Origin of the sequence: Pantoea agglomerans (assembly GCF_020149765.1) — a bacterium.
Taxonomy (GTDB): domain Bacteria; phylum Pseudomonadota; class Gammaproteobacteria; order Enterobacterales; family Enterobacteriaceae; genus Pantoea; species Pantoea alvi.
In genome coordinates, this window is record NZ_CP083809.1 from 200,367 (window position 1) to 225,853 (window position 25,487).

Here is a 25,487-nt window from a genome sequence, read left to right on the forward strand (position 1 = left end):
GCGGATGCGTGTACGGCGAAAAAGCGTATAGTGAGATCTCCTGCCTGTAAAAATTTAATCAACCAGGAGCGCACTTTTTCATGCCAGATCAACCTGCAGCGGAACCTGCTTACAGGGGTATTGGATTGACCCTGCTGATTATTTCCATCGTTATCTATAACTTCGCCAGCTACCTCACCATCGGCCTGCAGCTGGCGGTGCTGCCGGGCCTGGTGCATGACCAGCTCGGCTACAGCGCCTTCTGGGCGGGCGTCGTGATCAGCCTGCAGTATGTGGCGACGCTGCTGAGCCGCCCTCACGCCGGGCGCTACGCCGATATCTGGGGGCCGAAGCGCATTGTGGTGCTGGGGTTGTTCGGCGTGCTGCTCAGCGGCCTCTGCTATCTGCTGGCGACCTGGCTTGCGGCGTCGTCTGTCGTCAGCCTGGCGCTGCTCTGCCTCGGACGCGTGATTCTTGGCGTCGGCCAGAGCTTCACCGGCACCGGCGCCTCGCTGTGGGGCGTGGCGCGCGTCGGTTCGCTGCATATCGGCCGCGTTATCTCCTGGAACGGCATCTGCACCTATGGCGCGATGGCGCTGGGGGCGCCGCTGGGGGTCATTATCTACCGTCAGGGTGGGCTGCTGCTGCTTTCGCTGGTGATTATCGCTATTTGCGTGCTGGCGATTGCGCTGGCGCTGCCGCGTCCGGCGGTGAAGGGCAGCCGCGCCCGCCCGCTGCCGTTTCGCGACGTGCTCGGCAAGATTTACGGCTTCGGTCTGATTCTGGCAATGGGATCGGCGGGGTTCGGCGTTATCGCCACCTTTATTACCCTGTTCTATCAGGCAAAAGGCTGGGACGGCGCGGCCTTCGCGCTGACGCTGTTCAGCGCAGCCTTTGTCGGTACCCGGCTGCTGTTTCCGAATGCGATTAACCGTTTTGGCGGACTGCGGGTCGCCAGCGCCTGCCTGGCGGTCGAGGCGCTTGGGCTGTTTCTGGTGGCGGGCGCGTTCGATCCCTGGATGGCGAAAAGCGGCGCGCTGCTGACCGGCGCCGGCTTTTCGCTGGTCTTTCCGGCGCTTGGCGTGGTGGCGGTAAAAGCGGTGCCGCAGGCGAATCAGGGCAGCGCGCTGGCGACCTACACCGCCTTTATGGATTTAGCGCTGGGCATCACCGGCCCGGTCGCGGGCTTTATTATGAGTTTTGCAGGCGTCCCGCTGGTTTATCTGCTGACGGCGCTGCTGGTCTGTCTGGGGCTGTTCTGCACCCTGCGGCTGGCGCGGCGGCTGCCGGCCACGTCGCAAGAGGCGAAGGAAGGGTAAAAAAGCGGCCTCCGACCGAGGCCAAAACGTGTCGCAAGACACAGATAAGGGTAGGGCGACGCGGCGGGCAACCGGCCCGCCGCGCAAGAGTCAGGCCTGCAGCAGCGCGATGCTGTGGCGAATCTGGCGCTCAATCTCCGTGGGGGTCCAGCTGTTAAGCTCGGAGGAGAAGGGCTCAAAGGCGTAGACGCCTTTATAGCCAAGCATCTCCAGCCGCTTCACCTGCGCCACGCTGTTCAGCACATCCTGGTCGCTCAGCATAATGCGCTCTTCATCGGTGAGTTCTGCGGTGGCGCGCCTGTCCTCCACGCCGGAAAGATGCACCAGACCAATCATATCGACGTCGATCTCCGCCGGGAACTCCTGCTCGGCATGCTCATACAGATGATGGTGGAAGGTGTCGATCACCAGCTTAAACGGCACCTGCGCGTCGCGGATCAGCTGCTGCGCCTGCACCGCCGAGCGCAGCGAGCTGACCGGGAAGCCCAGCGGCTCAACCAGCCCCTGGATGCCATGCTGCGCAAAGCGCGGTGCCAGCGTGCGCAGCGCCGCCAGCGTCTCTTCCGGCGCAATCTCGACGCCTTCGTTCAGCGGACACATCACCAGCGCACGGGCGCCGATGGCCTGCGCGTCACGCAGCAGCGCGTCGGCTTTCGCCAGCAGCGCCTCATCCACGCGGTTAAAGGGATAGAGCGCGTTGATGGTCACCACCTCAATATTGTATTTCGCTATCAGCTCGCGCGTCTGCTCAGCGGTCAGGTCGTCGCACACCTTGCCGCTCGGCATATCGTTACGCAACTCTACCTTGTTCAGTCCCAGACGCTGAACCAGCTGAAAAAACGCCTCTAATGAAAGATTTGGCGCGATTTTACGGTTAATACAGAAACGGGTTGGATCGATGGCCATGCTGCGGCTCCTGTAGTGAGGCAAGAGAGAGGAAATAAACTGAGGGCAAAGAAAACATTTATTTCATAAATAGTGAATTATGGAATGTAAAGGTTGAGATCTGCCTCGCATTAATTTCATTTTTCGCCGTTGCCGCGCCGCTTCTGTTCGCTTTTTCAGGGCGGAAATCTGCTGTAAACCTCAGGGGAACTCAGGCGCTGGGGCCCGCCAGCGCGCGCTTTTTTGCAGCAGCGGCAAAAATGCGATCCATGCCGCTAAAAGGGAATTTTCCAAAAAGTTTTATTTGAAAAATTTATTTCACTGTAATAGCTTCATAGCATGCTTTCGGTTTTGCCTGGTCAGACAGCGTCGTTACGCAGAGGCGCTGCAGGGAACTTACATATCTCAAGAGGCTATGAAATGAACATCACAGGAAACTTCATTGGCGGTCAGATCACCTACAGCGCCAGCAACGAAACCATCCCTGTTTACGATCCGGCGACCGGCAAAGTGGTGCGCGAGCTGACTCAGAGCACCGGGGCGGAAGTCGCCGAGGCGATTAAAATTGCCCATGAGGCTTTTCCCGCCTGGTCGAAAACCTCACCGCTGCGCCGCGCCCGCGTGCTGTTTAACTTTAAGGCGCTGATGGAGCAGCATCGCGACGAGCTGGCCGAACTGATCGTCTCTGAGCACGGTAAAGTGTGGTCGGACGCGCAGGGCGAGCTGACGCGCGGGCTGGAAGTGGTGGAGTTCGCCTGCGGCATTCCGCATCTGATTAAAGGTGAATATTCCGCTAACGTCGGCTCCGGCGTTGACAGCTATTCGCTGATGCAGCCGGTTGGCGTGGTGGCGGGCATTACGCCGTTTAACTTTCCGGCGATGGTGCCGCTCTGGATGTTCCCCATCGCACTGGCGTGCGGCAATACTTTTGTGCTCAAGCCACCCGCGCTCGATCCTTCGGCGGCGGTGCGCATGGCGGAGCTGCTGAAAGAGGCGGGCCTGCCGGACGGCGTATTTAACGTGGTGCACTCCTCGAACGAAGATGCCGAGCAGCTCTATAAAGATCCGCGCATTGCGGCGGTGAGCTTCGTCGGCTCCTCCGGCGTCGCCGAGCATATCTATAAAACCGCCAGCGCCCACGGCAAGCGCGTACAGGCGTTTGGCGCGGCGAAAAACCACGCCATCGTGATGCCGGACGCCGATCTCGACGCCACGGTAAACGCCATTATGGGCGGTGCGTTCGGCTCGGCCGGCGAGCGCTGCATGGCGCTGCCGGTGGTGGTTGCAGTTGGCGACGATACCGCCGATAAGCTGATTGCGCGCCTGACGCCGCTGATCAACGCGCTGCGCGTCGGGCCCGGCATTAACCAGGGCGCCGAAGAGAATGAGATGGGGCCGGTCGTCTCCGCCGCGCATCAGAAAAAGGTGCTGGGCTATATCGACAAGGGCGAGCAGGAGGGCGCGAAGCTGGTGGTCGACGGCCGCAACTTCCAGGTGCCGGGCTACGGGGAAGGCTACTACGTCGGCGGCACGCTGTTCGATAACGTTACCCCGGAGATGACCATCTGGCGTGAAGAGATTTTCGGGCCGGTGCTGAGCATTATGCGCGCGCCGGACTACGCCAGCGCGCTGCAGCTGGTCAACAGCCATGAGTTCGGCAACGGCAGCGCCATCTTCACCAGCAACGGCAATACCGCGCGCGAGTTTGTGCAGGATGTGGAAGCGGGCATGGTCGGCGTCAACGTGCCGGTGCCAGTGCCGATGGCGTTTCACAGCTTCGGCGGCTGGAAGCGTTCGGTGTTCGGCGCGCTCAACGTACACGGCCCGGACGGCGTGCGCTTCTATACCCGCATGAAAACCGCCACCGCGCGCTGGCCGAGCGGCCAGCAGACGGTCTCGGAGTTCAGCATGCCAACCCTGAGCTAAGCGCACCAGACAGCAATTTCAGCTACAGCTCTGCGGCAACGCAGCTGTAGCTGCCTGTTTTCAGACTAAAAATGAGGAGTGGGGATGTCTTTTCTTGCAAAAGCGCAGCAGCCGGACGCCAGCGGCCGCATCCAGCACGTTACGCCGGAAAGCGCGGGATGGCGCTATGTCGGCTTTGACGCTTATCTGCTGAAAAAAGGGGAGAGGCTGCAGCTGAGCAGCGGCGATAAAGAGCTTTGCCTGGTGCTGGTAGCGGGGCTCGCCTCGGTGAAAACGCGCCACGCTGAATTTCCCGGCATCGGCAAGCGCATGTCGCCGTTTGAGCGCGTGCCGCCCTATTCAGTCTATGTGCCGCACCACGACGAGGTGGAAATCGTCGCCGACAGCGATCTGGAGCTGGCGGTCTGCAGCGCGCCAGGCCAGGGCAATCTGCCGGCGCGCCTGATCGCGCCAGCGGACGTCGGCGTTGAGCAGCGCGGCAAGGGACGCAATCAGCGTCTGGTACACAATATTCTGCCGGATAACAAACCGGCCGACAGCCTGCTGGTGGTGGAGGTCTATACCAACGAAGGCGATACCAGCTCTTATCCAAGTCATAAGCACGACGAGGAAAACAGCGAAAACGAAACCTGTCTGGAAGAGACCTACTATCACCGTTTCGATCCAGAGCAGGGCTTCGCCATGCAGCGCGTCTACACCGAGGACCGCTCGCTGGACGAGTGTATGGCGCCCTATAACCGCGACGTGGTGATGGTGCCGCGCGGCTATCACCCGGTAGCCACCATTGCGGGCTACAACAACTACTACCTCAACGTTATGGCTGGCCCGGTGCGGCTGTGGAAGTTTACCTGGGAGAAGGATCACGCCTGGGTTAACAGTGATAACTATCCTCGCGAATAGCCAGGGCGACGCGCAGAGAGCAAAAAGGGCAATCACAGTATTGCCCTTTTTGCTGCCGGAGAAGGGCGATCAGCTGTTAGCGTTATTCAGCGCCAGCGATACCGCCAGCGTCTGCGCCAGACAGAGAGAGGCGACCTGCGAACGGAATCCGTCTACCTGCGCTTCCCGCACCACAAAGCAGACGTCGCTAAAGGCTGCCAGCGGGCTGACCTGGCTGTCGGTAATGGCGATCTGATGCGCGCCGCGCTTCGCGCCCATCTCAACCAGCTCTACCGCTTCGCGCGCGTAGGGTGAGTAGCTGATGGCGATAACCACATCTTTCGGGTTTACCAGGCTCAGCTGCTCGGTGAACATCCCGCCCAGGCCGTCGATCAGGAAAGCGCGACGTTCAAGATGACGCAGCGCATAGACCAGATAGGAGGCGACGCTAAACGAGCGTCGCAGGCCGATCACATAGATGTTTTCAGCGTCGTTCAGCAGCTGCACCGCTTTGTTGAGCTGGTCGGGATTGACCTGCATCGCCAGCTGCTGCAGCGCCTGGCTGTTGACCATGGTAAAGACATTCAGGATCTCCACCGGGCTTTCCGGCGAGGTCGCGGCGTCGTCGGTGGCGGTCTGGCGGAACAGGCGCGCGCGCTCGGTATAGTTGACCGTCTCTTCCATCAGATGCTGACGGAAAACCTGTTTCATTTCGTTGAAGCCGCTAAAGCCGAACGCGTTGGCGAAGCGAATCAGCGTCGACGGCGGCACGTCAGCCTGCGCGGCAATCGACGCTACGGTATCAAAGGCGATGCTGTTGCTGTTATCAAGAATATAACGAGCCACCTGCTTCAGGCGCTTGCTCAGCGTTTCGTAGCGGCGACGAATATCATCCTGTAACAGGGAGAGTTGGGTAGGGTTATTGGTCATTACTTCGGCCCGTTAAAAAAAGAAAAATGGCTGGATAATGAGCGCTATAGTACCAGATGGATGGAAAATTTCATTTGTTTGCGCCCACAGCGGGGTTTATTTCATCGCTTTATGAATTACCTCACATAATGCAGGGATTGTGGCGGAAATAGCGGTGAAAAGCGGAGGAAAAAGCGAAACAGGTCCTGCTACACGCCTTTGCGCCGCGCAGCAGGGCCTGGCAAATGCCGTTACAGTCCGGCGTTTTCGCGAATGTATTTGCGCGCCTTCACCGCATATTCGAACGGGTTGGCCAGCGCGGGATCCTGCTCCGCTTCAACCACCATCCAGCCCTTATAGCCATACTCATCCAGGATCTTAAACACAGGCTTAAAGTCGATAACGCCGTCGCCCGGCACGGTAAAGGTGCCTTTCTTAACGCCGTCGAGGAAGCAGAGGTGGTTAGCGCGCACCTCGGCGACAATCTCGTCGCGCACATCTTTCAGGTGAACGTGGAAAATACGCGGCAGATACTTTTGCAGCACGTCGAGCATCGCCTGCTGCGAGCCTTCGGAGTAGTAAATATGGCCGGTATCATACAGCAGCCCGACCCGATCGCTGGTTAGCGCCATAAAGCGGTCGATCTCGTCCAGGGTCTGAATGCCGGTGCCCATATGGTGATGCAGCGCCACGCGCATGCCTTTCGCCGCGGCAATCTCCGCCAGCTCGTTGTAGCCTTCGGCCGTCAGGCGCCACTCTTCGTCAGTAAAGAGCGGCTTCTGCTCCAGCACCGGCAGCGTGGTGCCCTGAATGCTTTTACTCTGCTCGGAACAGCCGATGACGCGCGCGCCCATGGCGTGCAGAAAATTCATATGATTAACGAATTCATCAATGGTCTTCGCTTTTTCGCCGCTGGCGAAGAAGGTGCTGAACCAGGCGTTGCAAATCTCAAGGCCGCGAATATCGAGCATCGGCTTCAGGATCGCCGGATCGCGCGGATATTTGCTGCCGACTTCGCTGCCGGTAAAGCCCGCCAGCGCCATTTCGCTGACCGTCTGCTGAAAGGTGTTCTCTTTGCCCAGCTCCGGCATATCGTCGTTGGTCCAGCCGATCGGCGCAATGGCCAGTTTTACGTTCTCTTTGTTCATCTGTTTCGTCCCGACGGGTCAGGGCGGCCGCAGCCGCCCGCAAGGAAAGGGAAAGGCTTATTTTTTGTCGTAGAAGGCGGGGCGCGGCGGCATTTCAACCGGCTCGATGGCACCGCTCTGCTGCGCTTTCAGGCAGGCGTCGGCCGCCACCGAGGCGGCGAAACCGTCCCAGGCGGACGGGCCGGTCAGTTCGCCCGCCTTCACGTCGTTGATAAAGGCCTGCAGTTCGACGTCGTACGCCTCGATAAAACGATCTTTCCAGTCGGTCAGAATGGTGGTGGAGAGTTTCGCTTCGCTGCGCAACTGCACCGAGGCGGGCTCCGGCAGCTTCGCGATACCGGTTTCGCCGACTACCTCGCACTGGATGTCGTAGCCGTAGGCGCAGTTAACGAAGATCTCGACGTCGATGCGCACCCCTTTTTGCGTTTCAAACAGCACGATTTGCGGATCTTTCAGGCGCGCGTGCGACTTCGACGTCACGCGCGGAAAAACCACCTGCACGCTTTTATAGTCGTCGTTGGTCAGCCAGCGCAGCACGTCCAGCTCGTGGATCAGCGTGTTGGTGATCGCCATATCGGTGGTGTAGCTCTCCGGCACCGCCGGGTTGCGGTGCGCGCAGTGCAGCATCAGCGGCTCGCCGATGCCGCCGTCGGTAATGACCTTTTTCAGGGCGCGATAGCCCGCATCGTAAGGGCGCATAAAGCCGACCTGTACCAGACGCTTGCCGTGCTGGATCTCCGCGTCCACCACGCGGCGGCAGCCTTCCGCACTCATCGCCAGCGGCTTTTCGCAGAACACCGGCTTACCGGCGGCGATGGCGGCCAGCGTAAACTCTTCATGCGTCGGATCCCAGGAGGTCACCAGAATCGCATCGACTTCCGGCGACTGGATCACCTGATAGCCATCGGCGTAAACCTCGGCCTGAATATTCAGACGCTGCAGCGCGGCGCGCGCGCCGTCGACGTTAATATCTGATACCGCCACCACTTTTGCCCCCTGCAGGACATTGTTGCAGCGACGAATATGTTCCTGACCGATCGCGCCGGCACCGATAACGCCAAGTTTCAAAGTCATAATTACACCTGTAGGGTTCATAGCGAGGAATAAAAGGCCGGCTAATCCCGGCCGGAATTTAGTATTTGCGCGCCTGGTCGAGATGGGCGTTCAGCTTCTGCGCCACCGCCTGGGTGCGTTCGGAGGTCGAGGCCTGCGCCACGCCAACGTGCCACCAGCTGAAATATTTGTGCACCATGGTTTTTGGCAGCACCTTGATGTCGATAAGGGTCGACACCGGCGACTGGCGCGCCTCTTCCAGCGCGGTTGCCAGCTGCTCCAGCGTAGTGACGCGCCAGGTTTTGCAGCCGTAACCGGCGGCGATGGCGGCGAAGTCTACCGGCACAAAGCCGCCGTCCAGCTTGCCGCCTTCCGGGTTGCGGAAGCGGAACTCGGTGCTGAAGCTGTCCATGCCGTGTTCCATTTGCAGGTTGTTGATGCAGCCGTTAGTCATATTGTCGAACAGCACGATGTTAATTTTGGCGCGTTCCTGAATGGAGGTGACCAGCTCGGAGTGCAGCATCATAAAAGAGCCGTCCCCCAGCAGCGCGTAGACTTCGCGATGCGGCTGCGCCAGCTTCGCGCCCAGCGCGGCGTTTACCTCATATCCCATGCAGGAGTAGCCGTACTCAACGTGGTACGAGTTGTAGTCGCGGGTGCGCCAGACGCGCTGCAGATCGCCCGGCAGACTGCCCGCTGCCGCCACAATCACCGCATCCTTTGGGAGCTGCTCGTTTAGCGTGCCGAGCACGCGGCTCTGGGTGAGCACCGACTGGGTCAGGCGATTGAATTCGGCGAACACCGCGTCGCGATCGAGATGGTCGGCAATTTCGGGAATAAAGCCGTCGCCGCTGTATTCCACCTGGTAGACGCGCTGCGTCTCTTTCAGCAGTTTGCTCTGCGCTTGGGCGATCTGATCGCCCCAGTCGTTGCTGTAATTTTTATCCGCCAGCCCCGCCTCCAGCGCCACCAGCGCTTCGCGCGCGTCGGCCAGCAGCTGCACGCCGTCGAGCTTGTAGCTGTCGAAGTTGCTGACGTTGACGTTCAGGAAGCTGACCTCGGGATGCTGGAAAATCCATTTTGAGGCGGTGGTAAAGTCGGTGTAGCGCGTGCCGACGCCAATCACCAGATCCGCCTCTTTCGCCAGCAGGTTGGCGGCCAGACAGCCGGTTTCCCCGACGCCGCCGACGTTAAGCGGATGATCGGAGACGATGGTGCCTTTGCCCGCCTGCGTTTCGGCGAACGGGATCTGGTAGCGCTCGGCAAACTGGCGCAGCGCCTCGCCCGCTTCGGAATATTTCACGCCGCCGCCCAGCACGATCATCGGCTTGCGCTTGCGGCCGATCAGCGCCAGCGCGTCATCAAGCTGCGCGGCGGTCGGCAGGCGGCGATCGAGACGGTGTACGCGCTTCTGGAAGAAGTAGTCCGGGAAATCCCAGGCTTCGCTCTGCACGTCCTGCGGCAGGGCGATGGTTACCGCGCCGGTTTCGGCGGGATCGGTGAGCACGCGCAGCGCGTTAATGCAGGCGGTCATCAGCTGTTCAGGACGGCTGACGCGATCCCAGTATTTGCTGACGGCGCGAAAGGCGTCGTTGGTGCTGATGCTGAGATCGTGGCTCTGCTCGATCTGTTGCAGCACCGGATCGGGCTGACGCGTGGCGAAGACGTCGCCCGGCAGCAGCAGTAAAGGAATGCGGTTAGCGGTGGCGGTGGCCGCGGCGGTGATCATATTGGCGGCGCCCGGCCCGACCGACGAGCTGCAGGCGATAATCTGGCGGCGCAGAGACTGTTTGGCAAAACCCATCGCGGCGTGCGCCATGCCCTGTTCATTGCGCCCCTGATAGACAATCAGATCGCCGCTATCCTGCTCCAGCGCCTGTCCCAGCCCCAGCACGTTGCCGTGACCGAAGATGGCGAAGAGGCCTTTTACGAACCTGGTTTCCACGCCGTCGACATTAATGTATTGATTATCAAGGAACTTAACCAGCGCCTGCGCGGTGGTCATTCTGATGGTGGCCATATGCTTTTCCTTTACATGCTGCAACCTGGTGGCAGGTTAGCGACGTGGCGTGCCGCGAAAGCGACCGCAGGTAACTGAAACGTGAAGCGATTATAAACAAATATATTTTTCATAAAATACGATTACAGAAGAAACATTTCATTTTGCGATTGAGATCAAATTTAACCGCGAAACGTGCCGCTCACCGTTCGCGACAGCAGGCCAACTGAAACAAGAAGCGAGAAAAGCGACACACATGAATAATTTCATTCTATTTCAGCGGCTTTCATGCAGGGCAGCGTCGCGAGGGTCGCCCGCTGTGCAGCCCTGAAACGGCGCGAAACAGGGGAAACATGGCGCACAGAATGCGCAGGCGGCGCAGAGTTTTACCTGGTTCACAAAATCGCGACGGACGTTTCATTTCATATTGTGTTTGGAATTTTTATTCCTCATACTCGCCTTATCGTCAGTCTGGCAAGGGCAAAAACCCAGACGCACGCCGGGAGGTCGGCTCTCTTGCCCGCGTGTCTGCTAATCACAGAAGGAAAACACAGGTATGAGTACACAACAGAAGCGGCTTGATGTGATTTGTATTGGACGCATCGCCGTCGACCTTTACGGTCAGCAAATTGGGGCGCGGCTGGAGGATATGAGCACCTTTGCCAAATATCTCGGCGGCTCCTCCGGCAACGTCGCCTACGGCACCGCGATCCAGGGACTAAAGTCGGCGATGCTGGCGCGCGTAGGCGACGAGCACAACGGCCGCTTTCTGCGCGAAGAGCTGAATCGCGTAGGCTGCAATACCGAGGGACTGATTACCGATAAGCAGCGCCTCACCGGGCTGGTGATCCTTGGGATTAAAGATGAAGAGAGCTTTCCGCTTATTTTCTACCGCGACAACTGCGCCGATATGGGGCTGGTGCCGGAAGATATCGACGAGGAGTTTATTAACGCCTCACGCGCGGTGGCGGTGACCGGCACCCATCTGTCGCATCCGCAGACGCGCGCCGCGGTGCTGAAAGCGCTCGATATCGCAAAGCGCAACGGCCTGCGCACCGCGCTCGATATTGATTATCGCCCGGTTCTGTGGGGGCTGACCTCGCTCGGCGACGGTGAAACGCGGTTTATCGCGTCGCAGCAGGTGACGCGCCAGCTGCAGGAAGTGCTGCACTATTTCGACCTGATTGTCGGGACGGAAGAGGAGTTCCATATTGCGGGCGGCAGCACCGATACGCTGGCGGCGCTAAGAAGCGTGCGCCAGGCGACGCAGGCGACGCTGGTGTGCAAGCGCGGTCCGCTGGGCTGCGTGGTGTTCGAGGGCGAGATCCCCGATAGCTGGGAGCAGACGCGCCTGCACAGCGGCGTGCGGGTCGACGTCCTTAACGTGCTGGGCGCCGGCGATGCCTTTATGTCCGGCCTGCTGCGCGGCTGGCTCAACGACGAGGGCTGGGAGCAGGCGTGCCGTTACGCCAATGCCTGCGGCGCGCTGGTGGTGTCGCGTCACGGCTGCGCGCCGGCGATGCCGACCAAAGCGGAGCTGGATGATTTTCTCAGCCGCGACCAGCAGGTAAAACGCCCCGATCTCGATCAGCGTCTTAACCATTTGCATCGCGTCACCACCCGCAAACAGCGCTGGCCGGAGCTGAACGTCTTTGCGTTCGACCATCGCAAACAGCTGGCCGATATGGCGCGTGAAGCGGGCGTCGATGAGAGCAGGATCCCGGCGCTGAAAGTGCTGCTGCTAAAGGCTGCGGAAGAGGCGGCGCGCGATGCCGGACTGGAGAGCAAGAGCGGCATTCTGGCCGATACCACTTACGGCCAGAAAGCGCTGAACGCTATTACTGGCCGGGGCTGGTGGATTGGTCGTCCCATTGAGATGCCCGGCTCGCGGCCGCTGCGGCTGGAGCACGGCAATATCGGCTCGCAGCTGACTGACTGGCCCGCCGAGCACGTCGTGAAATGCCTGGTGTTCTATCATCCGGACGACAGCGCCGAGATGCGCAAAGCGCAGGATGAGCTGGTGCTCGACGTCTGGAAAGGCTGCAACAAGAGCGGGCATGAGCTGCTGCTTGAGGTGATTTTGCCCGAAAGCAATCCCGATCGTAACGAAGCCCACTATCTCACTATCCTCAGCCACTTCTATCAGCTGGGTATTCAGCCCGACTGGTGGAAGCTGCCGCCGCTGTCGGCGGAGAGCTGGCAGGCGATCGGCGGCCTGATTGAGCAGCAGGACCCTCACTGTCGTGGCATTTTGCTGCTGGGTCTCGACGCGCCGGAAGAGACGTTAAAGGCGGGTTTCGCCGCGGCGGCGCAGGCCCCGTGGGTAAAAGGCTTTGCGGTGGGGCGCACTATTTTCGGCCAGCCGTCGCGCCAGTGGCTGCAGGGCGAGCTGGATGATGCGGCGCTGGTAGAGAAGGTGAAGGGCAACTATCTGCGGCTGATCGGCTACTGGCGTGCTGCGCGCGGTTAGTCGCGGACTGGTTATAGAGGCGGCACAAAAGCTTAAGAGCGGGAGGCATAAACCGAAGAAGCGTCCTGCGCCAGGGGCAAAAACGCATAGCCTTGGCCCGGTAACGGACGCACCCCGGGGATGAGGTGCGGATCCGCGCGGGGCGAGCGAGCATGGATGCATAAGCGACTTTGCGATCGGGTTATGCCTCACGCGTCAGCACAATGCCGCTCACCTCAACGACGGGAAGAATCCCGTCGTTTTTCTTTCAATAGCTTATTTCAGCGTGATGCTCTGAATGATGCTGTCCGCATCGCTCTGCGCCTGCTGCTGGTTGTCGCCCGGCAGGGTAATCTGCAGCGTCAGCAGTTTGCCGTCGACCTTCGCCAGAATCACCGAGGACCAGGAGGTCTGGTTATTGGCGGAGACCACGCTGTCCAGACGCTGCGCAGGCTGATCTTTCAGGGTAATCGCTTTATCAGAGACCACCTGCAGCTGCGGGTCGCGGTTGCGCTGCTGCTGTTCCAGACGCTGCGCCAGCACATCCAGCCCTTCGTTAGTGGCTTCGCCGGCGATAACGATCACGGCACGCGCGCCGGTTTCATCGGCGTAAACATGCATATTCGTCGTCTGGTTGCCCAGCTTGCCGCTCTTGTCCGACATGCCTGCCGGCAGCGAGAAGCTCAGCTTGCCGTCCAGCAGCGTTACGTTCTGCGCCGACTGGCTGGCGCTGGTGCCGTTGCTGCCGGTGGCGTCATCTTTCTTCTGATCGCAGGCCGCCAGGCCCAGCACCAGTAAGCCAATTCCCGCATATTTCACTAAGTTTCGCATCTGAATCCCTTTATTTGATTCCAGTAAGGCGTTCATACAACTCGAATCAGGCGGCAAAAGCAACCGCCCGATTGTCAGCAGATCTTAGCGGGTGATGGCGAAAGGCTCTATCGCCGCTTAGCCGAAATTTATCTGCGGGCGCTGCGAGCGCTCCGCCAGACGTTTCAGCATCGCATTGAGCAGCACACCGTAGGCGGGCAGGAAGAAGACCAGGCAGATCAGCACTTTAAAGCTGTAGTCCACCAGCGCGATCTCAACCCAGTGCGCGGCCATAAAGGGGTCTGTGCTCTTATAGAAGGCGATAAAGAAGAAGGCGAGCGTATCGCTGATATTGCCGAGGAACATTGCGCAGCCCGGCGCAATCCACCACTGCGGCAGCTGGCGCAGGCGGTTAAAGACGTGAACGTCGAGGATCTGCCCCAGCGCGTAGGCCATAAAGCTGGCGCAGGCGATGCGCGCGACGAACAGGTTAACGTTTTGCAGCGTCGCCAGGCCCTGCCACTCTCCCTGATAGAAGAGGCTGGAGACCAGATAGGAGACAAACAGCGCCGGAACCATCACCGCGAGGATAATGCGGCGTGCCAGCGGCGCGCCGAAAATACGCACGGTCAGATCGGTGGCCAGAAAGATAAACGGGAAGCTAAAGGCGCCCCAGGTGGTATGGAAGCCGAAAATAGAAACCGGCAGCTGCACCAGATAGTTGCTGGAGATAATCACCAGCAGGTGAAACAGGGAGAGCCAGATCAGCGCATGCTGACGCTGACGCGAAGAAAATGCGATCATCGTTGGACCTTTTTCATATTGGGGTGAGGGAACCCATTGCCGCGCAAAACTGAGCCAGCGCGACGGTATCAATGTTAAAAACCGCGGCATCTTACCGCGTTGTGCTATTTACGCAATGGTTAATTTTAACGCAATCGTTCTCGTCTTGCGTCTGCGGGGCGGCGCGTTAAAATGAGCGCCCCCTGTTTAGAACCGAGTGATTTATGAGCGACAACTTCTCCCATGCCGACCATCAGCTGGATGCCCTGGGCCTGCGCTGCCCGGAGCCGGTAATGATGGTGCGTAAAACGGTCCGCACCATGCAGGATGGGGAAACGCTGCTGATTATCGCCGACGATCCGGCTACCACGCGCGATATTCCCGGCTTCTGCCGCTTTATGGAGCATCGCCTGCTGGCGCAGCAGACCGAGACCCTGCCTTATCACTACCTGATCCAGAAGGGCCTCGGCGCCTGATCGTCGGGCGCGCTACCTGTGACGCGCGCGCAGCAGCCGCAGCGCGTTAGCGGTCACCAGCGCCGTTGCGCCGGAGTCGGCGACCACCGCCAGCCACAGGCCGGTCAGCCCCAGCAGCGTCGTCACCAGAAACAGCGCCTTCAGCCCCAGCGCAATGGCGATATTTTGCCGCAGCGTGGCGCGCGTGCGTCGCGCCAGCGCGACCAGCGACGGCAGCAGCGGCAACGCATCGCGCGTCAGCGCGGCGTCGGCGGTCTCCAGCGCGATATCGCTGCCGCTGCCCATGGCGATGCCGATGGTGGCCGCCTTCATCGCGGGCGCGTCGTTGATACCGTCGCCGACCATCGCCAGCGGGTGCTGCTGGCCCAGCGCGCGAATGGCATCAACCTTGTCGCCAGGCAGCAGGCCGGCGCGAAAGTCGATCTCGAGTTCGCGGGCGATCGCCGCCGCCGCGCGCGGGTTGTCTCCGGTGAGCATCAGGCTCTCAATGCCCATCTTCTTCAGCGTCGCCAGCGCGGCGCGCGCGTGGGCGCGCAGGTTATCGCGCAGCGCAATCGCCCCCAGCGGTTCGCCGTCGCGCAGGATCGCCACCAGCGTTTGCCCCTGTTCTTCCTGTTGCAGGATCTGTGCGCGCTGCGCGGCGCTTAATGTCTCGACGCGGCCAGGGGAGAGCAGTTCCACCTGCGCGCCCTCTATTTGCGCAGCGATGCCGCTGCCCGCCAGCGTCATCTGATGGCTGGCGCAGGGCAGTGCCAGCTGCCGCTCGGCGGCGGCCGTGACGATCGCGGCCGCCAGCGGATGCGTTGAGCCCTGTTCCACCGCCGCCGCCAGCGCCAGCAGCTCATCTTGCGAGGCGGAGGCGAAGCAGAGTACGGCGGTGACCTGCGGTTTGCCCTGGGTCAGGGTACCGGTTTTGTCGAAGGCAAAGGCGCGAACCTGGCTAAGGCGCTCCAGCGCCGCGCCGCCTTTGATCAGCGCGCCCTGGCGCGCGGCGGCGGCGAGGCCGGAAGTAATGGCGGCAGGCGTTGCGATCACCAGCGCGCAGGGGCAGCCGATCAGCAGCAGCGTCAGCCCTTTATAGATCCACGGCAGCCAGTCGCCGAAACCGAGCAGCGGCGGTGCCACCATCACCAGCGCGGCCAGCAGCATAATCAACGGCGTATAGAGACGGCTGAAGCGATCGATAAAGCGCTCCACCGGCGCGCGATGGCTGTCCGCCTCTTCAATCAGGGTCAGAATACGGTCGATAGCGCTGGCACCGGGTTCAGAGGTTACTTCGAGCTGAATCAGGCGATCCACGCTGGTCGCGCCCGCCAGCAGCGCATCCCCTTTTTCACGCGTTACCGGCAGCGATTCGCCGGTCAGCGCGCTTTCGTCCAGGCTCGCCTCGTCGCTCAGCAGGCGACCATCTACCGGCAGGCGCCCGCCCGCGGCCACTTCGATAACGTCGCCGGGACGCAGCGCCGACAGCGCCACGGTTTCCCGCCCGCCGCCGCTGAGCCGCGTGGCGTTTTCCGGGCGCAGCGCCATCAGCTGCGTCACGCCGCTGCGCGCGCGGGCGGCGGCAAAGGCTTCCAGCCGTTCACCCAGCAGGAACAGCAGCAGCACCATCGCCGCCTCGGCGTGGGCGCCGATCAGCAGCGCGCCGGCGGCAGCGACGCTCATCAGCGTTTCGATAGTAAAAGGGGAACCGCTGCGCGCGCGTCGCCATGCGCTGCGCGCCACCGGCCACAGGCCGATCAGCGTCGTGAGAATAAACAGCCCGTCGCCCCAGCGCGGCATAAACTGGCTCAGCGTTACGCTGGCGAGCATCAGTGCGGCAAGCAGCAGCAGGGCGCGGTTTTCGCGCCAGCGGGAGGCGGGGCGGGGCGTCGGGGCGTCGCCGACCAGCGAGAAGCCAGCGCGCGCCACCGCCTGTTCAACGGCGGCGGCAACATCGGCGCTGGCCTCCACCAGCAGCTTTTCGCTGGCGAAGATGACGCGGGTGCGTAACACCTCGGGCAGCTGGCTGACGGCGGTTTCAACGGTGCGGGCGCAGCTGGGACAGTCCATGCCGCTGACGCGCCAGCTATAGCGCCAGGCGCCTTGCCTGTCGCTCTCTCTGTCGCCGTCGCCGCAATCGCTGTCGCCGCCGGGACTCTCGTCCGCCGCCTCGCAGCAACCGCCGCCGCAGGCTGGCTGAACGGGGGAGGCGGCGCTGATATTAAGCCGTGCGGACGAGGCAGCAGGCAGGGCGCACAGCGGTTTGGTGGCGGAATGGGTATGGCGAGAGCGGCCGCAGCCGCAGGCATGAGAATGATGATGCTGCATAAAACCTCCAGTAACGGACGGGCGATCCCGCCCGCTACTGCATCCTACACTCTGGAGTCGACTCCAGAGTCAAGACCGGTTTTACATCATAAGAGCCACAGCGAGCGGACAATCATAAAGTGTCCGGCAAAGTAGCAGGCGGCGACGATGGCGCTGTCGGCGCGGAAGCGGCGGCGATAGTGGCTGACGAACCAGACGATATTTGCCAGCAGCAGCAGGCTCGCGCCTACCACCAGGGTGAAGCTGTCGTCGTCAGGACGGAAGAAATACTGCTCGGCTGCCATCCAGGTCATCACCAGCGTCATGCCGATCAGCGTGCAAACCGGCCAGCGCAGCGTCTCAAGACGACTCCAGATGGTGGCGATGGTGACAGCGCCGATAATCAGCAGCGTCAGCGGAATCGGCCAGTAAAAGGTCATCGTCATACCGGCGGCGAAGCAGATGGTGTAAAGCAGGTGAGAAAGAAAGAAGGCACCCAGCGCATAGAGCATCTGCTGGCGCGGCAGTAGCAGCAGCGCATCGCCGACCAGCGTGGCGATCAGTCCGGCAATAATCAGGTAATCGGTAGGTTTCAGCACGGGCGCCTGCCAGGCCCAGCCCACCATCAGCAGCAGCGTGATGGGTTTGAACAGCCACCGCTGCCACTGCGGGCCGCGATAGGATGCGTCAACATAGAGCCAACCGGAGAAAAGTACCGCAAGAAATGACCAAAGCATTGCCGCTCCCTTAAGGACAACCTGTCCATCAGATGGTGAAAATTCCCAGTAAGTCGATCCTAGTTTAGGTTACGGCCTCGCGATGTGACAATCAGGCAACTCTGGTTGTATGCTTCAGGCGCATTGCTTTTCAAAGCTTAACGAGACGAGAAAAAACCATGAGCAAACCACCGCTACTCTTTTTTATCGTACTGGCCGTTATCGCCGTGCTGGCGACCCGTCAGTTTATCAAGCAGCGGCGCGAGTCGGCGGTGAACGACGCTTCGCCGGTGCGCTCGCTGATGGTGAAGGTGAAGACCAAGCGGGAGTATCCGTCGCCCAACCGGCGTTCGCGCCAGCGCGAGGTGATCGCGGGCGAAGATATGCGTTACGAAGCCTGGTTTCATCCCCTGAACGGCGCCAGCGACATCAAAGCGATTGTAAGCGAGCGTGATTACAACCAGATGGATACCGGCACGAAGGGCGAGCTGAAGATGCAGGGATCGCGCTTCGTCAGCTTTACGCCAGCGCGCTAAACAGCGCGCTTTTGCTCGTTGGTCTGTCTCACCTGCTTGCCGGCTTTGTCAGCGGGCTGCAAGCGGCGCTTACTTCTTCTTCGGGAAATTCGCTTTCTGCCACGCCAGCAGTTCAAATACGCCGAACAGAAAGATTTTGGTCTGCGTCCAGCGATCGATCGGCGGCGCGTCTTTCGGCTGGGTGGCGCGCAGCAGCGTCAGCTGCAGCCCGTGCATCAGGATCATAAAGAACAGCGCAACGTGGATAAAATAGCGCAGCGGTTTGGGGTAGGGATCGACCAGGTTAAAGAGTAAAAAAGCCCAGACGCACAGCATTAACAGGCGGCCTAAATTAAGCAACATCGGATGTCTCTTGTTGTCGGTGATATAAACGATACGCCACTTGTCCGGCGATCTTCTCGCGATGCAGCGCCCAGCTTGCGGGTACCGGCGGTGCGCCGTGCTCTACTTCGCTCTCTACATAAATCATCGCCTCGTCCGCCAGCCAGCCATTCTGCTCCAGCAGCTGCAGCGTCTGCTCCAGCAGCCCTTTGCGGAAGGGCGGATCGACGAACACCACGTCATAAGGCTCGCCGGCAGCGGCCAGCCAGGTAAGGGTATTGGCGTTGATCACCTGCGCGTCGCTGGCGCGCAGGGTATGTAAATTCTTCTCCAGCTGCTGCGCTACCGGACGTTCCAGCTCCAGCAGCGTCACCGAACCGGCAAAGCGCGACAGCGCCTCCAGGCCCAGCGCGCCGCTGCCGGCGAAACAGTCGAGGCAGCGCGCCTGCTGCAGAACCGGCGCCAGCCAGTTAAACAGCGTTTCACGAACGCGATCGGTGGTGGGACGCAGCCCGGCGCTGTCGGGCACCGGCAGTTTACGTCCGCGCCACTGGCCGCCAATGATGCGGATTTGTCCGGCACCGCCTGTGCCACGCGGGGTTTTACTCATCTTACTCACAACTCGTCATAATTTGTTGCGTAGTTTAACGGGCGAACGGATGAGAAGAAACGGTAAAAAAGGGTGCTGTGGTGCGCTGGCTGGAAAGTGTTAGACTAGTGAGTTGCTGAAGTCATACATAATTCTGCCGTTTTTCGCCCTTTCGGCGGTGAAAACCAGAGCTAATTTTTATCCCCTGGGAACAGCGAGCGACCGGGATTAAGCCATCGAGGAGTGTCGTCACACAATGGCAAAAGAGAAAAAACGTGGCTTTTTTTCCTGGCTGGGATTTGGCAAAGAAGAAGAGACGCAACAGCCTGCGGAAACGCCTAAACACGCGCCGCAGGATTCGGCATTAACGCAGGCGGAAACTGACGCGGCGCATACTGTTGAGGTGACCGAGCAGGTTGCCGAGGCGCAGCGCGAAGCGCCTGCGAAAGCGCAGGTCGCCGAGGAGCCGGAAGCGATTGTCCAGAAAGCGCAGGAGGCGGAGATTATCGCGCCGCTGGAGGAGATCGTACCGGAAGAGGAGCCGACGCTGGCGCCGCCGCCCGTCGTAGACGAGATAGTGCCGGAAACGCTGCCCGAAGAGGAGCAGCCGCTGGATGATGAAGAGCTGGCCGCGCTGGCGCTGGCGGAAGCGCCGCAGGACGAGGCGGCCGAAGAGGTTATCGCCGAAGAAGCCGCCCATGAGATCCACCCCGGTGAAGAGGCGCACGATACCGTCAGCGATCTGCCGCTCGCCGCCGCGCCGATCGTTTCCCAGGAGCAGGAACGTCCGACCAAAGAGGGGTTCTTTGCGCGCCTGAAGCGCAGCCTGGTGAAAACGCGCCAGAACCTCGGCTCTGGCTTTATCAGCCTGTTCCGCGGCAAAAAAATCGACGATGAGCTGTTTGAAGAGCTGGAAGAGCAGCTGCTGATCGCCGACGTCGGCGTAGAGACCACGCGCCGCATCATCACTAATCTGACGCAGCAGGCGAACCGCAAGCAGCTGCGCGACGCGGAAGCGCTTTACGGCCTGCTGAAAGCTGAAATGTCCAGTATCCTGGCGAAGGTGGATGCGCCACTCGAAGTCAGCGGCAAAACGCCGTTTGTGATCCTGATGGTCGGCGTCAACGGCGTCGGCAAAACCACCACTATCGGCAAGCTGGCGCGCCAGTATCAGGCGCAGGGCAAATCGGTGATGCTGGCGGCGGGCGATACCTTCCGCGCCGCGGCGGTGGAACAACTGCAGGTATGGGGAGAGCGTAACAATATCCCTGTGGTGGCGCAGCATACCGGTGCCGATTCCGCTTCGGTGATCTTCGACGCTATCCAGGCGGCGAAGGCGCGCGGCGTTGACGTGCTGATCGCTGATACGGCGGGCCGTCTGCAAAACAAATCGCACCTGATGGAAGAGCTGAAGAAAATCACCCGCGTGATGAAAAAGCTGGACGAGGAGGCACCGCACGAAGTGATGCTGACCCTTGACGCCAGCACCGGCCAGAACGCTATCAGCCAGGCGAAGCTGTTCCATGAAGCGGTCGGCCTGACCGGTATTACCCTGACCAAGCTGGACGGCACGGCGAAAGGCGGCGTGATCTTCTCGGTCGCCGATCAGTTCGGCATCCCGATTCGCTACATTGGCGTCGGAGAAGGCATAGAAGATTTACGGCCCTTTAAGGCCGAGGATTTTATTGAGGCACTGTTTGCCCGAGAGGACTAATTGGGATGATTCGCTTTGAAGAGGTCAGTAAGGCATATCTCGGCGGGCGTCAGGCGCTGCAGGGCGTAGATTTTCATCTGCGGCCGGGCGAAATGGCGTTCCTGACCGGCCATTCCGGCGCCGGTAAGAGTACCCTGCTGAAGCTGATTTGTGGCATTGAGCGGCCGAGCGCGGGCCATATCTGGTTTAGCGGTCACGATATTTCGCGGCTGCGCCACAGCGAGGTGCCGTTCCTGCGTCGCCAGATTGGCATGATCTTTCAGGATCACCATCTGCTGATGGATCGTTCGGTTTACGACAATGTGGCGATCCCGCTGATTATTTCCGGCGCCAGCGGCGAAGATATTCGCCGTCGCGTCTCGGCGGCGCTGGATAAGGTCGGTCTGCTCGACAAGGCGAAAAGCTTTCCGATTCAGCTCTCCGGCGGTGAACAGCAGCGCGTCGGCATTGCGCGCGCCGTGGTGAACAAGCCCGCGGTGCTGCTGGCGGACGAACCGACCGGCAACCTCGACGACGCGCTGTCGGAAGATATCCTGCGTCTGTTTGAAGAGTTCAACCGCGTGGGCGTCACCGTACTGATGGCGACGCACGACAGCGGGCTGATCGCGCGTCGTCGCTATCGCGTCATGACGCTCAATCAGGGACGTCTGCATGGAGGCCACGATGGTCAATAAACGCAATAAGCGCCCCGCTGCGCCAAAAGCGAAAGCGCCCTCTAAAAGCAAAGCGCTGAAGGGCGGCTGGCAGGAACAGTGGCGCTACGCGTGGCGCGGCACCCTGTCCGATATGTATCGCCAGCCGCTGGCGACGCTGCTGACCGTGATGGTGATCGCTATCTCGCTGACGCTGCCCAGCGTCTGCTACATGGTGTGGAAAAACGTCAGCCAGGCCGCGACGCAGTGGTATCCCGCGCCGCAGCTGACGGTTTATCTGTCGAAAACGCTGGACGACACCGCCGCGGAAAACGTGGTGGCGCAGCTGAAGCAGGTCGACGGCGTCGATAACGTTAACTATCTGACGCGGGAAGAGGCGCTGAACGAGTTCCGCAACTGGTCGGGCTTTGGCGGCGCGATGGATATGCTGGAGCAGAATCCACTGCCCGCGGTGGCGATCATTACGCCGAAGCTTAACTTCCAGAATTCGAATACCATGCAGAACCTGCGCGACAGCGTTGCGAAAGTGCAGGGCGTCGACGAGGTGCGCATGGACGACAGCTGGTTCGCTCGCCTTGCGGCGCTGACCGGGCTGGTGGGCCAGGTCGCCTCGATGATCGGCATTCTGATGATTATCGCGGTGTTCCTGGTAATCGGTAACAGCGTGCGGCTCAGCATCTTTGCCCGGCGCGACACCATCAACGTGCAGAAGCTGATCGGCGCCACCGACGGCTTTATTCTGCGGCCGTTCCTCTACGGCGGGGCGCTGCTCGGCCTAAGCGGCGCGGTGCTGTCGCTGATCCTCTCCGAAGTGCTGGTGCTGCGCCTGCAGTCGGTGGTAGCGCAGGTGGCGCAGGTTTTCGGCACCACCTTCTCGCTGGAAGGCTTCTCGTGGGACGAAGGTTTGCTGCTGCTGCTGATCGCTGCCATTATCGGCTGGATCGCCGCCTGGCTGGCGACGGTGCAACATTTACGTCGTTTTACGCCCCAGTAACCGCCTGCAACGTTTTTTTGGTATAATGTTCCTCTGCTGCCGACGATCCGGGCGCAGAGGAACCGATCTCTTCTCCCCGCCTCGTCATCTGTGTGTAAAATATTCACCGCTATAATTGAACTTGTGGATAACTTAGCTACTCTAAGTAGCACAGATTGCTTTCGGATTTCCCGCGGCGTTGACTTAAGGTAACGTCTGCTCATTAGGGAAGACGCAGCAACTTAATAATCACTGTGAGGGTTTGAATGACCAAAGAAATGCAAACTTTAGCTATTGCTCCTCTTGGCAACCTGGAATCTTACGTTCGGGCCGCCAACGTCTGGCCGATGCTGTCGGCAGAAGAGGAAAAAGCGCTGGCTGAACGGCTGCATTACCAGGGCGATCTGGATGCGGCTAAGACGCTGATCCTGTCTCACCTGCGCTTTGTAGTTCATATCGCTCGTAATTACTCCGGTTACGGCCTGCCTCAGGCGGACCTGATTCAGGAAGGTAACATCGGCCTGATGAAGGCGGTGCGTCGCTTTAACCCTGAAGTGGGCGTGCGTCTGGTCTCTTTTGCCGTGCACTGGATTAAAGCCGAGATTCACGAATACGTGCTGCGTAACTGGCGTATCGTGAAGGTTGCTACCACGAAAGCGCAGCGCAAGCTGTTCTTTAACCTGCGTAAAACCAAGCAGCGTCTGGGCTGGTTCAATCAGGACGAAGTCGAGATGGTGGCGCGTGAACTGGGCGTAAGCAGCAAAGACGTGCGTGAAATGGAATCGCGTATGGCCGCGCAGGATATGACCTTCGATATGTCCGCCGACGATGAGAGCGGCGAAGGCAAAGCGATGGCGCCGGTGCTCTATCTGCAGGATAAAACCTCAGACTTCGCCGACGGCATCGAAGAGGATAACTGGGAATCGCACGCGGCGGATAAGCTGAGCGATGCGATGCAGGGCCTCGACGAGCGCAGCCAGCACATTATCCGCGCCCGCTGGCTGGACGAAGATAACAAAACCACGCTGCAGGAGCTGGCGGACCGCTACGGCGTTTCGGCCGAGCGCGTGCGGCAGCTGGAAAAGAACGCCATGAAAAAACTACGCATGGCGATAGAAGCATAACGAAAAGGGGCGACGCGCAGTCGCCCTTTTTTTTGCCCGCTATTTAACCCAGCCATCCGCCTGCGCGCGAAAACCGCAGGCCTGCATAAAGGCGGCGCGTTCGCGCTGATCCGCACTGCCATCATCGGCGACCCACCAGTGAGAAATCGACCCGTTCTGTTCCATCGTCTCCTCCAGCAGATACTGACCGACACCGCGACGTCGCGTGACCTCGCGCACCTCCAGCTGCGAAACCTTTCCCTGCGTGCCGACAAGCGTCAGTTTTAGCGCCCCCAGCAGCCGCGCATTAAAGCGCGCAGCATAAAGACGGTGGTTTTCGTTCAGGCTGCTTTCCAGCGCGGCAATATCCTCATCCGGCCAGATTTTCGCGAGATCGATGCGGTCCTGCGCGCTCAGGGTGGTCAGGCGCAGAATAGTGAGTTTCATAACAAACACCTGTACTAGTCGAAAGGGCATAGTGTAGCGAATTTATACAGTCAGAGCGCCGTCACTTTTTTAACTTGAAAACAGGTCAAAAGATGGCCTTGATGCCAGGATAGAGGAGATAAAGAACAATAAGCGGCGCAAAAGCCAGCATAACGCGCTGGATAAATGGCCGTAAGGTCTGCATAACAACCAGATGATTATGCTGTTTCGGCTGGCCATTTCCCAATGTGTCAGTTGATTTACAGAAGAAACTTCCTGTTTAATAACCTGAAAAATAAAGCCTTATTACCAAAAAATACCGGAAAAGCACGCTAAATCATTCATAAACATCATTTTTCGGCTTTATCCGGTAGGCGCTAGCAAACCACAAATCACAGACACAACAAGATGGGGAAGTCCGCATGAAAATGAGTAAAGGCCGCGCATTACTGGCGGGTTGCGTTGCGCTGGCGATGAGCCACGCCGCCCTGGCTGCCGACATCAAAATTGCTATTGTCGGCGCCGTCACCGGCCCGGTCGCGCAGTATGGTGATATGCAGTTCACCGGCGCCGCGCAGGCGATTAAGGATATCAACGCCAAAGGTGGCGTAAACGGCAACAAACTGGTGGGCGTAGAGTATGACGACGCCTGCGACCCGAAACAGGCCGTGGCGGTGGCGAACAAAGTCGTCAACGACGGCATTAAATATGTTATCGGCCACCTTTGCTCCTCTTCTACTCAGCCTGCGTCTGACATCTATAACGACGAAGGCGTGCTGATGATTACCCCGGCTGCCACCGCGCCTGAGCTGACCGCGCGCGGTTACGAAACCATTATGCGCACCACCGGCCTGGACTCCGACCAGGGGCCGACCGCCGCAAACTACATCCTCGATCAGATCAAGCCTAAGCGTATCGCTGTGGTGCATGACAAGCAGCAGTATGGTCAGGGACTGGCGGAGTCGGTGCAGAAAACCCTGAAGGCCAAAGGCGGCAACGTGGTGCTGTTTGAAGGCATCACCGCAGGCGATAAAGACTTCTCCACGCTGATTGCGCGCCTGAAGAAAGAGAACGTCGACTTCGTTTACTACGGCGGCTACTACCCGGAAATGGGCCAGATCCTGCGCCAGGCGAAAGCGGCTGGCCTGAACGCTGGCTTTATGGGGCCGGAAGGGGTGGGCAACGCCTCGCTCTCTAATATCGCGGGCGACGCCTCGGAAGGCATCTACGTAACGCTGCCGAAGCGCTACGACCAGCTGCCGGAGAACAAGGCGATCGTCGACGCCATCAAAACCAACAGCGCGCAGAACCGCAAAGATCCGACCGGCCCGTTCGTCTGGACCACCTATGCGGCGATCCAGTCGCTGGCGGCCGGCATCGAACGCAGCAAGAGCGACGAGCCGGAAGAGATTGCGAAAAACCTGAAGGCGGGCGCACCAGTCCCGACGGTGATGGGCAACCTGAGCTGGGATCAGAAAGGCGATCTGAAAGGCTTCGAGTTCGGCGTATTTAAATGGCACAAAGACGGTTCTTCAACCGCGGTTAAGTAATC

At 60.1% G+C, this 25,487-nt stretch carries 23 protein-coding genes; 11 read left to right on the forward strand and 12 right to left on the reverse strand.

Annotated features, from left to right (window positions below; translation table 11 throughout):
- The first annotated feature begins 80 nt into the window (after positions 1–80).
- Entirely contained in the window at positions 81–1,298 is a 1,218-nt protein-coding gene (locus tag LB453_RS03360) for an MFS transporter (RefSeq protein WP_103796293.1), read from the forward strand.
- Positions 1,299–1,388: 90 nt separating this feature from the next.
- Here LB453_RS03360 and LB453_RS03365 read toward each other — a convergent pair whose 3' ends face one another.
- A complete protein-coding gene (locus LB453_RS03365; protein WP_103796294.1) occupies positions 1,389–2,204 on the reverse strand; it encodes a TIM barrel protein in 816 nt (271 codons plus the stop codon).
- Between the two features lie 399 nt (positions 2,205–2,603).
- Here LB453_RS03365 and LB453_RS03370 point away from each other — a divergent pair, with 399 nt between their 5' ends.
- Complete coding sequence (locus LB453_RS03370) at positions 2,604–4,109, forward strand: CoA-acylating methylmalonate-semialdehyde dehydrogenase (protein ID WP_103796295.1); 1,506 nt, start codon at positions 2,604–2,606, stop codon at positions 4,107–4,109.
- Positions 4,110–4,193: 84 nt separating this feature from the next.
- The gene (gene iolB, locus LB453_RS03375) at positions 4,194–5,009 is read left to right on the forward strand and encodes a 5-deoxy-glucuronate isomerase (RefSeq protein WP_103796296.1); all 816 of its coding nucleotides are present in this window, start codon (positions 4,194–4,196) and stop codon (positions 5,007–5,009) included.
- A 69-nt stretch (positions 5,010–5,078) separates the two neighbouring features.
- Here iolB and LB453_RS03380 read toward each other — a convergent pair whose 3' ends face one another.
- The 4 genes from LB453_RS03380 to iolD form a co-directional block, all read right to left on the reverse strand.
- Positions 5,079–5,918 carry a MurR/RpiR family transcriptional regulator gene (locus tag LB453_RS03380; protein ID WP_103796297.1) on the reverse strand — a complete coding sequence of 280 codons (840 nt, stop codon included), beginning with the start codon at positions 5,916–5,918 and terminating at the stop codon, positions 5,079–5,081.
- Positions 5,919–6,148: 230 nt separating this feature from the next.
- Positions 6,149–7,045: a myo-inosose-2 dehydratase gene (iolE, locus tag LB453_RS03385; protein WP_103796298.1), complete on the reverse strand. Its 897-nt coding sequence runs from the start codon at positions 7,043–7,045 to the stop codon at positions 6,149–6,151.
- Positions 7,046–7,102: 57 nt separating this feature from the next.
- Positions 7,103–8,119 (reverse strand): Gfo/Idh/MocA family oxidoreductase, encoded by a 1,017-nt coding sequence (locus tag LB453_RS03390; protein ID WP_103796299.1) that lies wholly within the window; start codon positions 8,117–8,119, stop codon positions 7,103–7,105.
- Between the two features lie 58 nt (positions 8,120–8,177).
- The gene (iolD, locus tag LB453_RS03395; protein WP_103796300.1) at positions 8,178–10,118 is read right to left on the reverse strand and encodes a 3D-(3,5/4)-trihydroxycyclohexane-1,2-dione acylhydrolase (decyclizing); all 1,941 of its coding nucleotides are present in this window, start codon (positions 10,116–10,118) and stop codon (positions 8,178–8,180) included.
- A gap of 535 nt (positions 10,119–10,653) precedes the next feature.
- Between iolD and LB453_RS03400 the strand changes: the two genes are divergently transcribed.
- A complete protein-coding gene (locus LB453_RS03400) occupies positions 10,654–12,567 on the forward strand; it encodes a bifunctional 5-dehydro-2-deoxygluconokinase/5-dehydro-2-deoxyphosphogluconate aldolase (RefSeq protein WP_103796301.1) in 1,914 nt (637 codons plus the stop codon).
- Positions 12,568–12,822: 255 nt separating this feature from the next.
- On the opposite strand, the gene LB453_RS03405 is transcribed toward LB453_RS03400, so the two are convergent.
- Positions 12,823–13,377 (reverse strand): DcrB family lipoprotein, encoded by a 555-nt coding sequence (locus LB453_RS03405; RefSeq protein ID WP_103796395.1) that lies wholly within the window; start codon positions 13,375–13,377, stop codon positions 12,823–12,825.
- A gap of 117 nt (positions 13,378–13,494) precedes the next feature.
- Positions 13,495–14,160, reverse strand: a complete 666-nt coding sequence (locus tag LB453_RS03410) for a 7-cyano-7-deazaguanine/7-aminomethyl-7-deazaguanine transporter (RefSeq protein WP_103796302.1) — start codon at positions 14,158–14,160, stop codon at positions 13,495–13,497.
- Positions 14,161–14,363: 203 nt separating this feature from the next.
- Here LB453_RS03410 and tusA point away from each other — a divergent pair, with 203 nt between their 5' ends.
- On the forward strand, positions 14,364–14,615 hold the full coding sequence (gene tusA / locus LB453_RS03415; RefSeq protein ID WP_103796303.1) for a sulfurtransferase TusA: 252 nt from the start codon (positions 14,364–14,366) through the stop codon (positions 14,613–14,615).
- A 12-nt stretch (positions 14,616–14,627) separates the two neighbouring features.
- Here tusA and LB453_RS03420 read toward each other — a convergent pair whose 3' ends face one another.
- Both LB453_RS03420 and LB453_RS03425 read right to left on the reverse strand, forming a co-directional pair.
- Positions 14,628–16,925 carry a zinc/cadmium/mercury/lead-transporting ATPase gene (locus tag LB453_RS03420; RefSeq protein ID WP_103796304.1) on the reverse strand — a complete coding sequence of 766 codons (2,298 nt, stop codon included), beginning with the start codon at positions 16,923–16,925 and terminating at the stop codon, positions 14,628–14,630.
- An 86-nt stretch (positions 16,926–17,011) separates the two neighbouring features.
- Entirely contained in the window at positions 17,012–17,641 is a 630-nt protein-coding gene (locus LB453_RS03425) for a lysoplasmalogenase (RefSeq protein WP_103796305.1), read from the reverse strand.
- Between the two features lie 158 nt (positions 17,642–17,799).
- Between LB453_RS03425 and LB453_RS03430 the strand changes: the two genes are divergently transcribed.
- Positions 17,800–18,156, forward strand: coding sequence for a DUF2500 domain-containing protein (locus tag LB453_RS03430; protein WP_103796306.1), 357 nt, complete (start codon positions 17,800–17,802; stop codon positions 18,154–18,156).
- A gap of 69 nt (positions 18,157–18,225) precedes the next feature.
- Here LB453_RS03430 and LB453_RS03435 read toward each other — a convergent pair whose 3' ends face one another.
- Both LB453_RS03435 and rsmD read right to left on the reverse strand, forming a co-directional pair.
- A complete protein-coding gene (locus tag LB453_RS03435; RefSeq protein ID WP_033753227.1) occupies positions 18,226–18,498 on the reverse strand; it encodes a DUF1145 family protein in 273 nt (90 codons plus the stop codon).
- Positions 18,488–19,087: a 16S rRNA (guanine(966)-N(2))-methyltransferase gene (gene rsmD / locus LB453_RS03440; protein ID WP_103796307.1), complete on the reverse strand. Its 600-nt coding sequence runs from the start codon at positions 19,085–19,087 to the stop codon at positions 18,488–18,490. The genes LB453_RS03435 and rsmD overlap by 11 nt, the downstream gene beginning before the upstream one ends.
- 235 nt (positions 19,088–19,322) lie before the next feature.
- Here rsmD and ftsY point away from each other — a divergent pair, with 235 nt between their 5' ends.
- The 4 genes from ftsY to rpoH all read left to right on the forward strand — a co-directional run bounded on the left by ftsY (position 19,323) and on the right by rpoH (position 23,530).
- Positions 19,323–20,780 (forward strand): signal recognition particle-docking protein FtsY, encoded by a 1,458-nt coding sequence (ftsY, locus tag LB453_RS03445; RefSeq protein ID WP_103796308.1) that lies wholly within the window; start codon positions 19,323–19,325, stop codon positions 20,778–20,780.
- Positions 20,781–20,785: 5 nt separating this feature from the next.
- Positions 20,786–21,454 carry a cell division ATP-binding protein FtsE gene (gene ftsE, locus LB453_RS03450; protein ID WP_033753218.1) on the forward strand — a complete coding sequence of 223 codons (669 nt, stop codon included), beginning with the start codon at positions 20,786–20,788 and terminating at the stop codon, positions 21,452–21,454.
- Positions 21,444–22,427, forward strand: coding sequence for a permease-like cell division protein FtsX (gene ftsX / locus LB453_RS03455; protein WP_103796396.1), 984 nt, complete (start codon positions 21,444–21,446; stop codon positions 22,425–22,427). Before ftsE ends, ftsX begins: the two co-directional genes overlap by 11 nt.
- A 245-nt stretch (positions 22,428–22,672) precedes the next feature.
- Complete coding sequence (rpoH, locus tag LB453_RS03460; protein WP_033753215.1) at positions 22,673–23,530, forward strand: RNA polymerase sigma factor RpoH; 858 nt, start codon at positions 22,673–22,675, stop codon at positions 23,528–23,530.
- Between the two features lie 39 nt (positions 23,531–23,569).
- On the opposite strand, the gene panM is transcribed toward rpoH, so the two are convergent.
- Complete coding sequence (gene panM / locus LB453_RS03465) at positions 23,570–23,956, reverse strand: aspartate 1-decarboxylase autocleavage activator PanM (protein ID WP_103796309.1); 387 nt, start codon at positions 23,954–23,956, stop codon at positions 23,570–23,572.
- A 401-nt stretch (positions 23,957–24,357) separates the two neighbouring features.
- On the opposite strand from panM, the gene LB453_RS03470 reads away from it, so the two are divergent.
- Positions 24,358–25,485, forward strand: a complete 1,128-nt coding sequence (locus LB453_RS03470) for a branched-chain amino acid ABC transporter substrate-binding protein (protein ID WP_103796310.1) — start codon at positions 24,358–24,360, stop codon at positions 25,483–25,485.
- Positions 25,486–25,487: the final 2 nt, after the last annotated feature.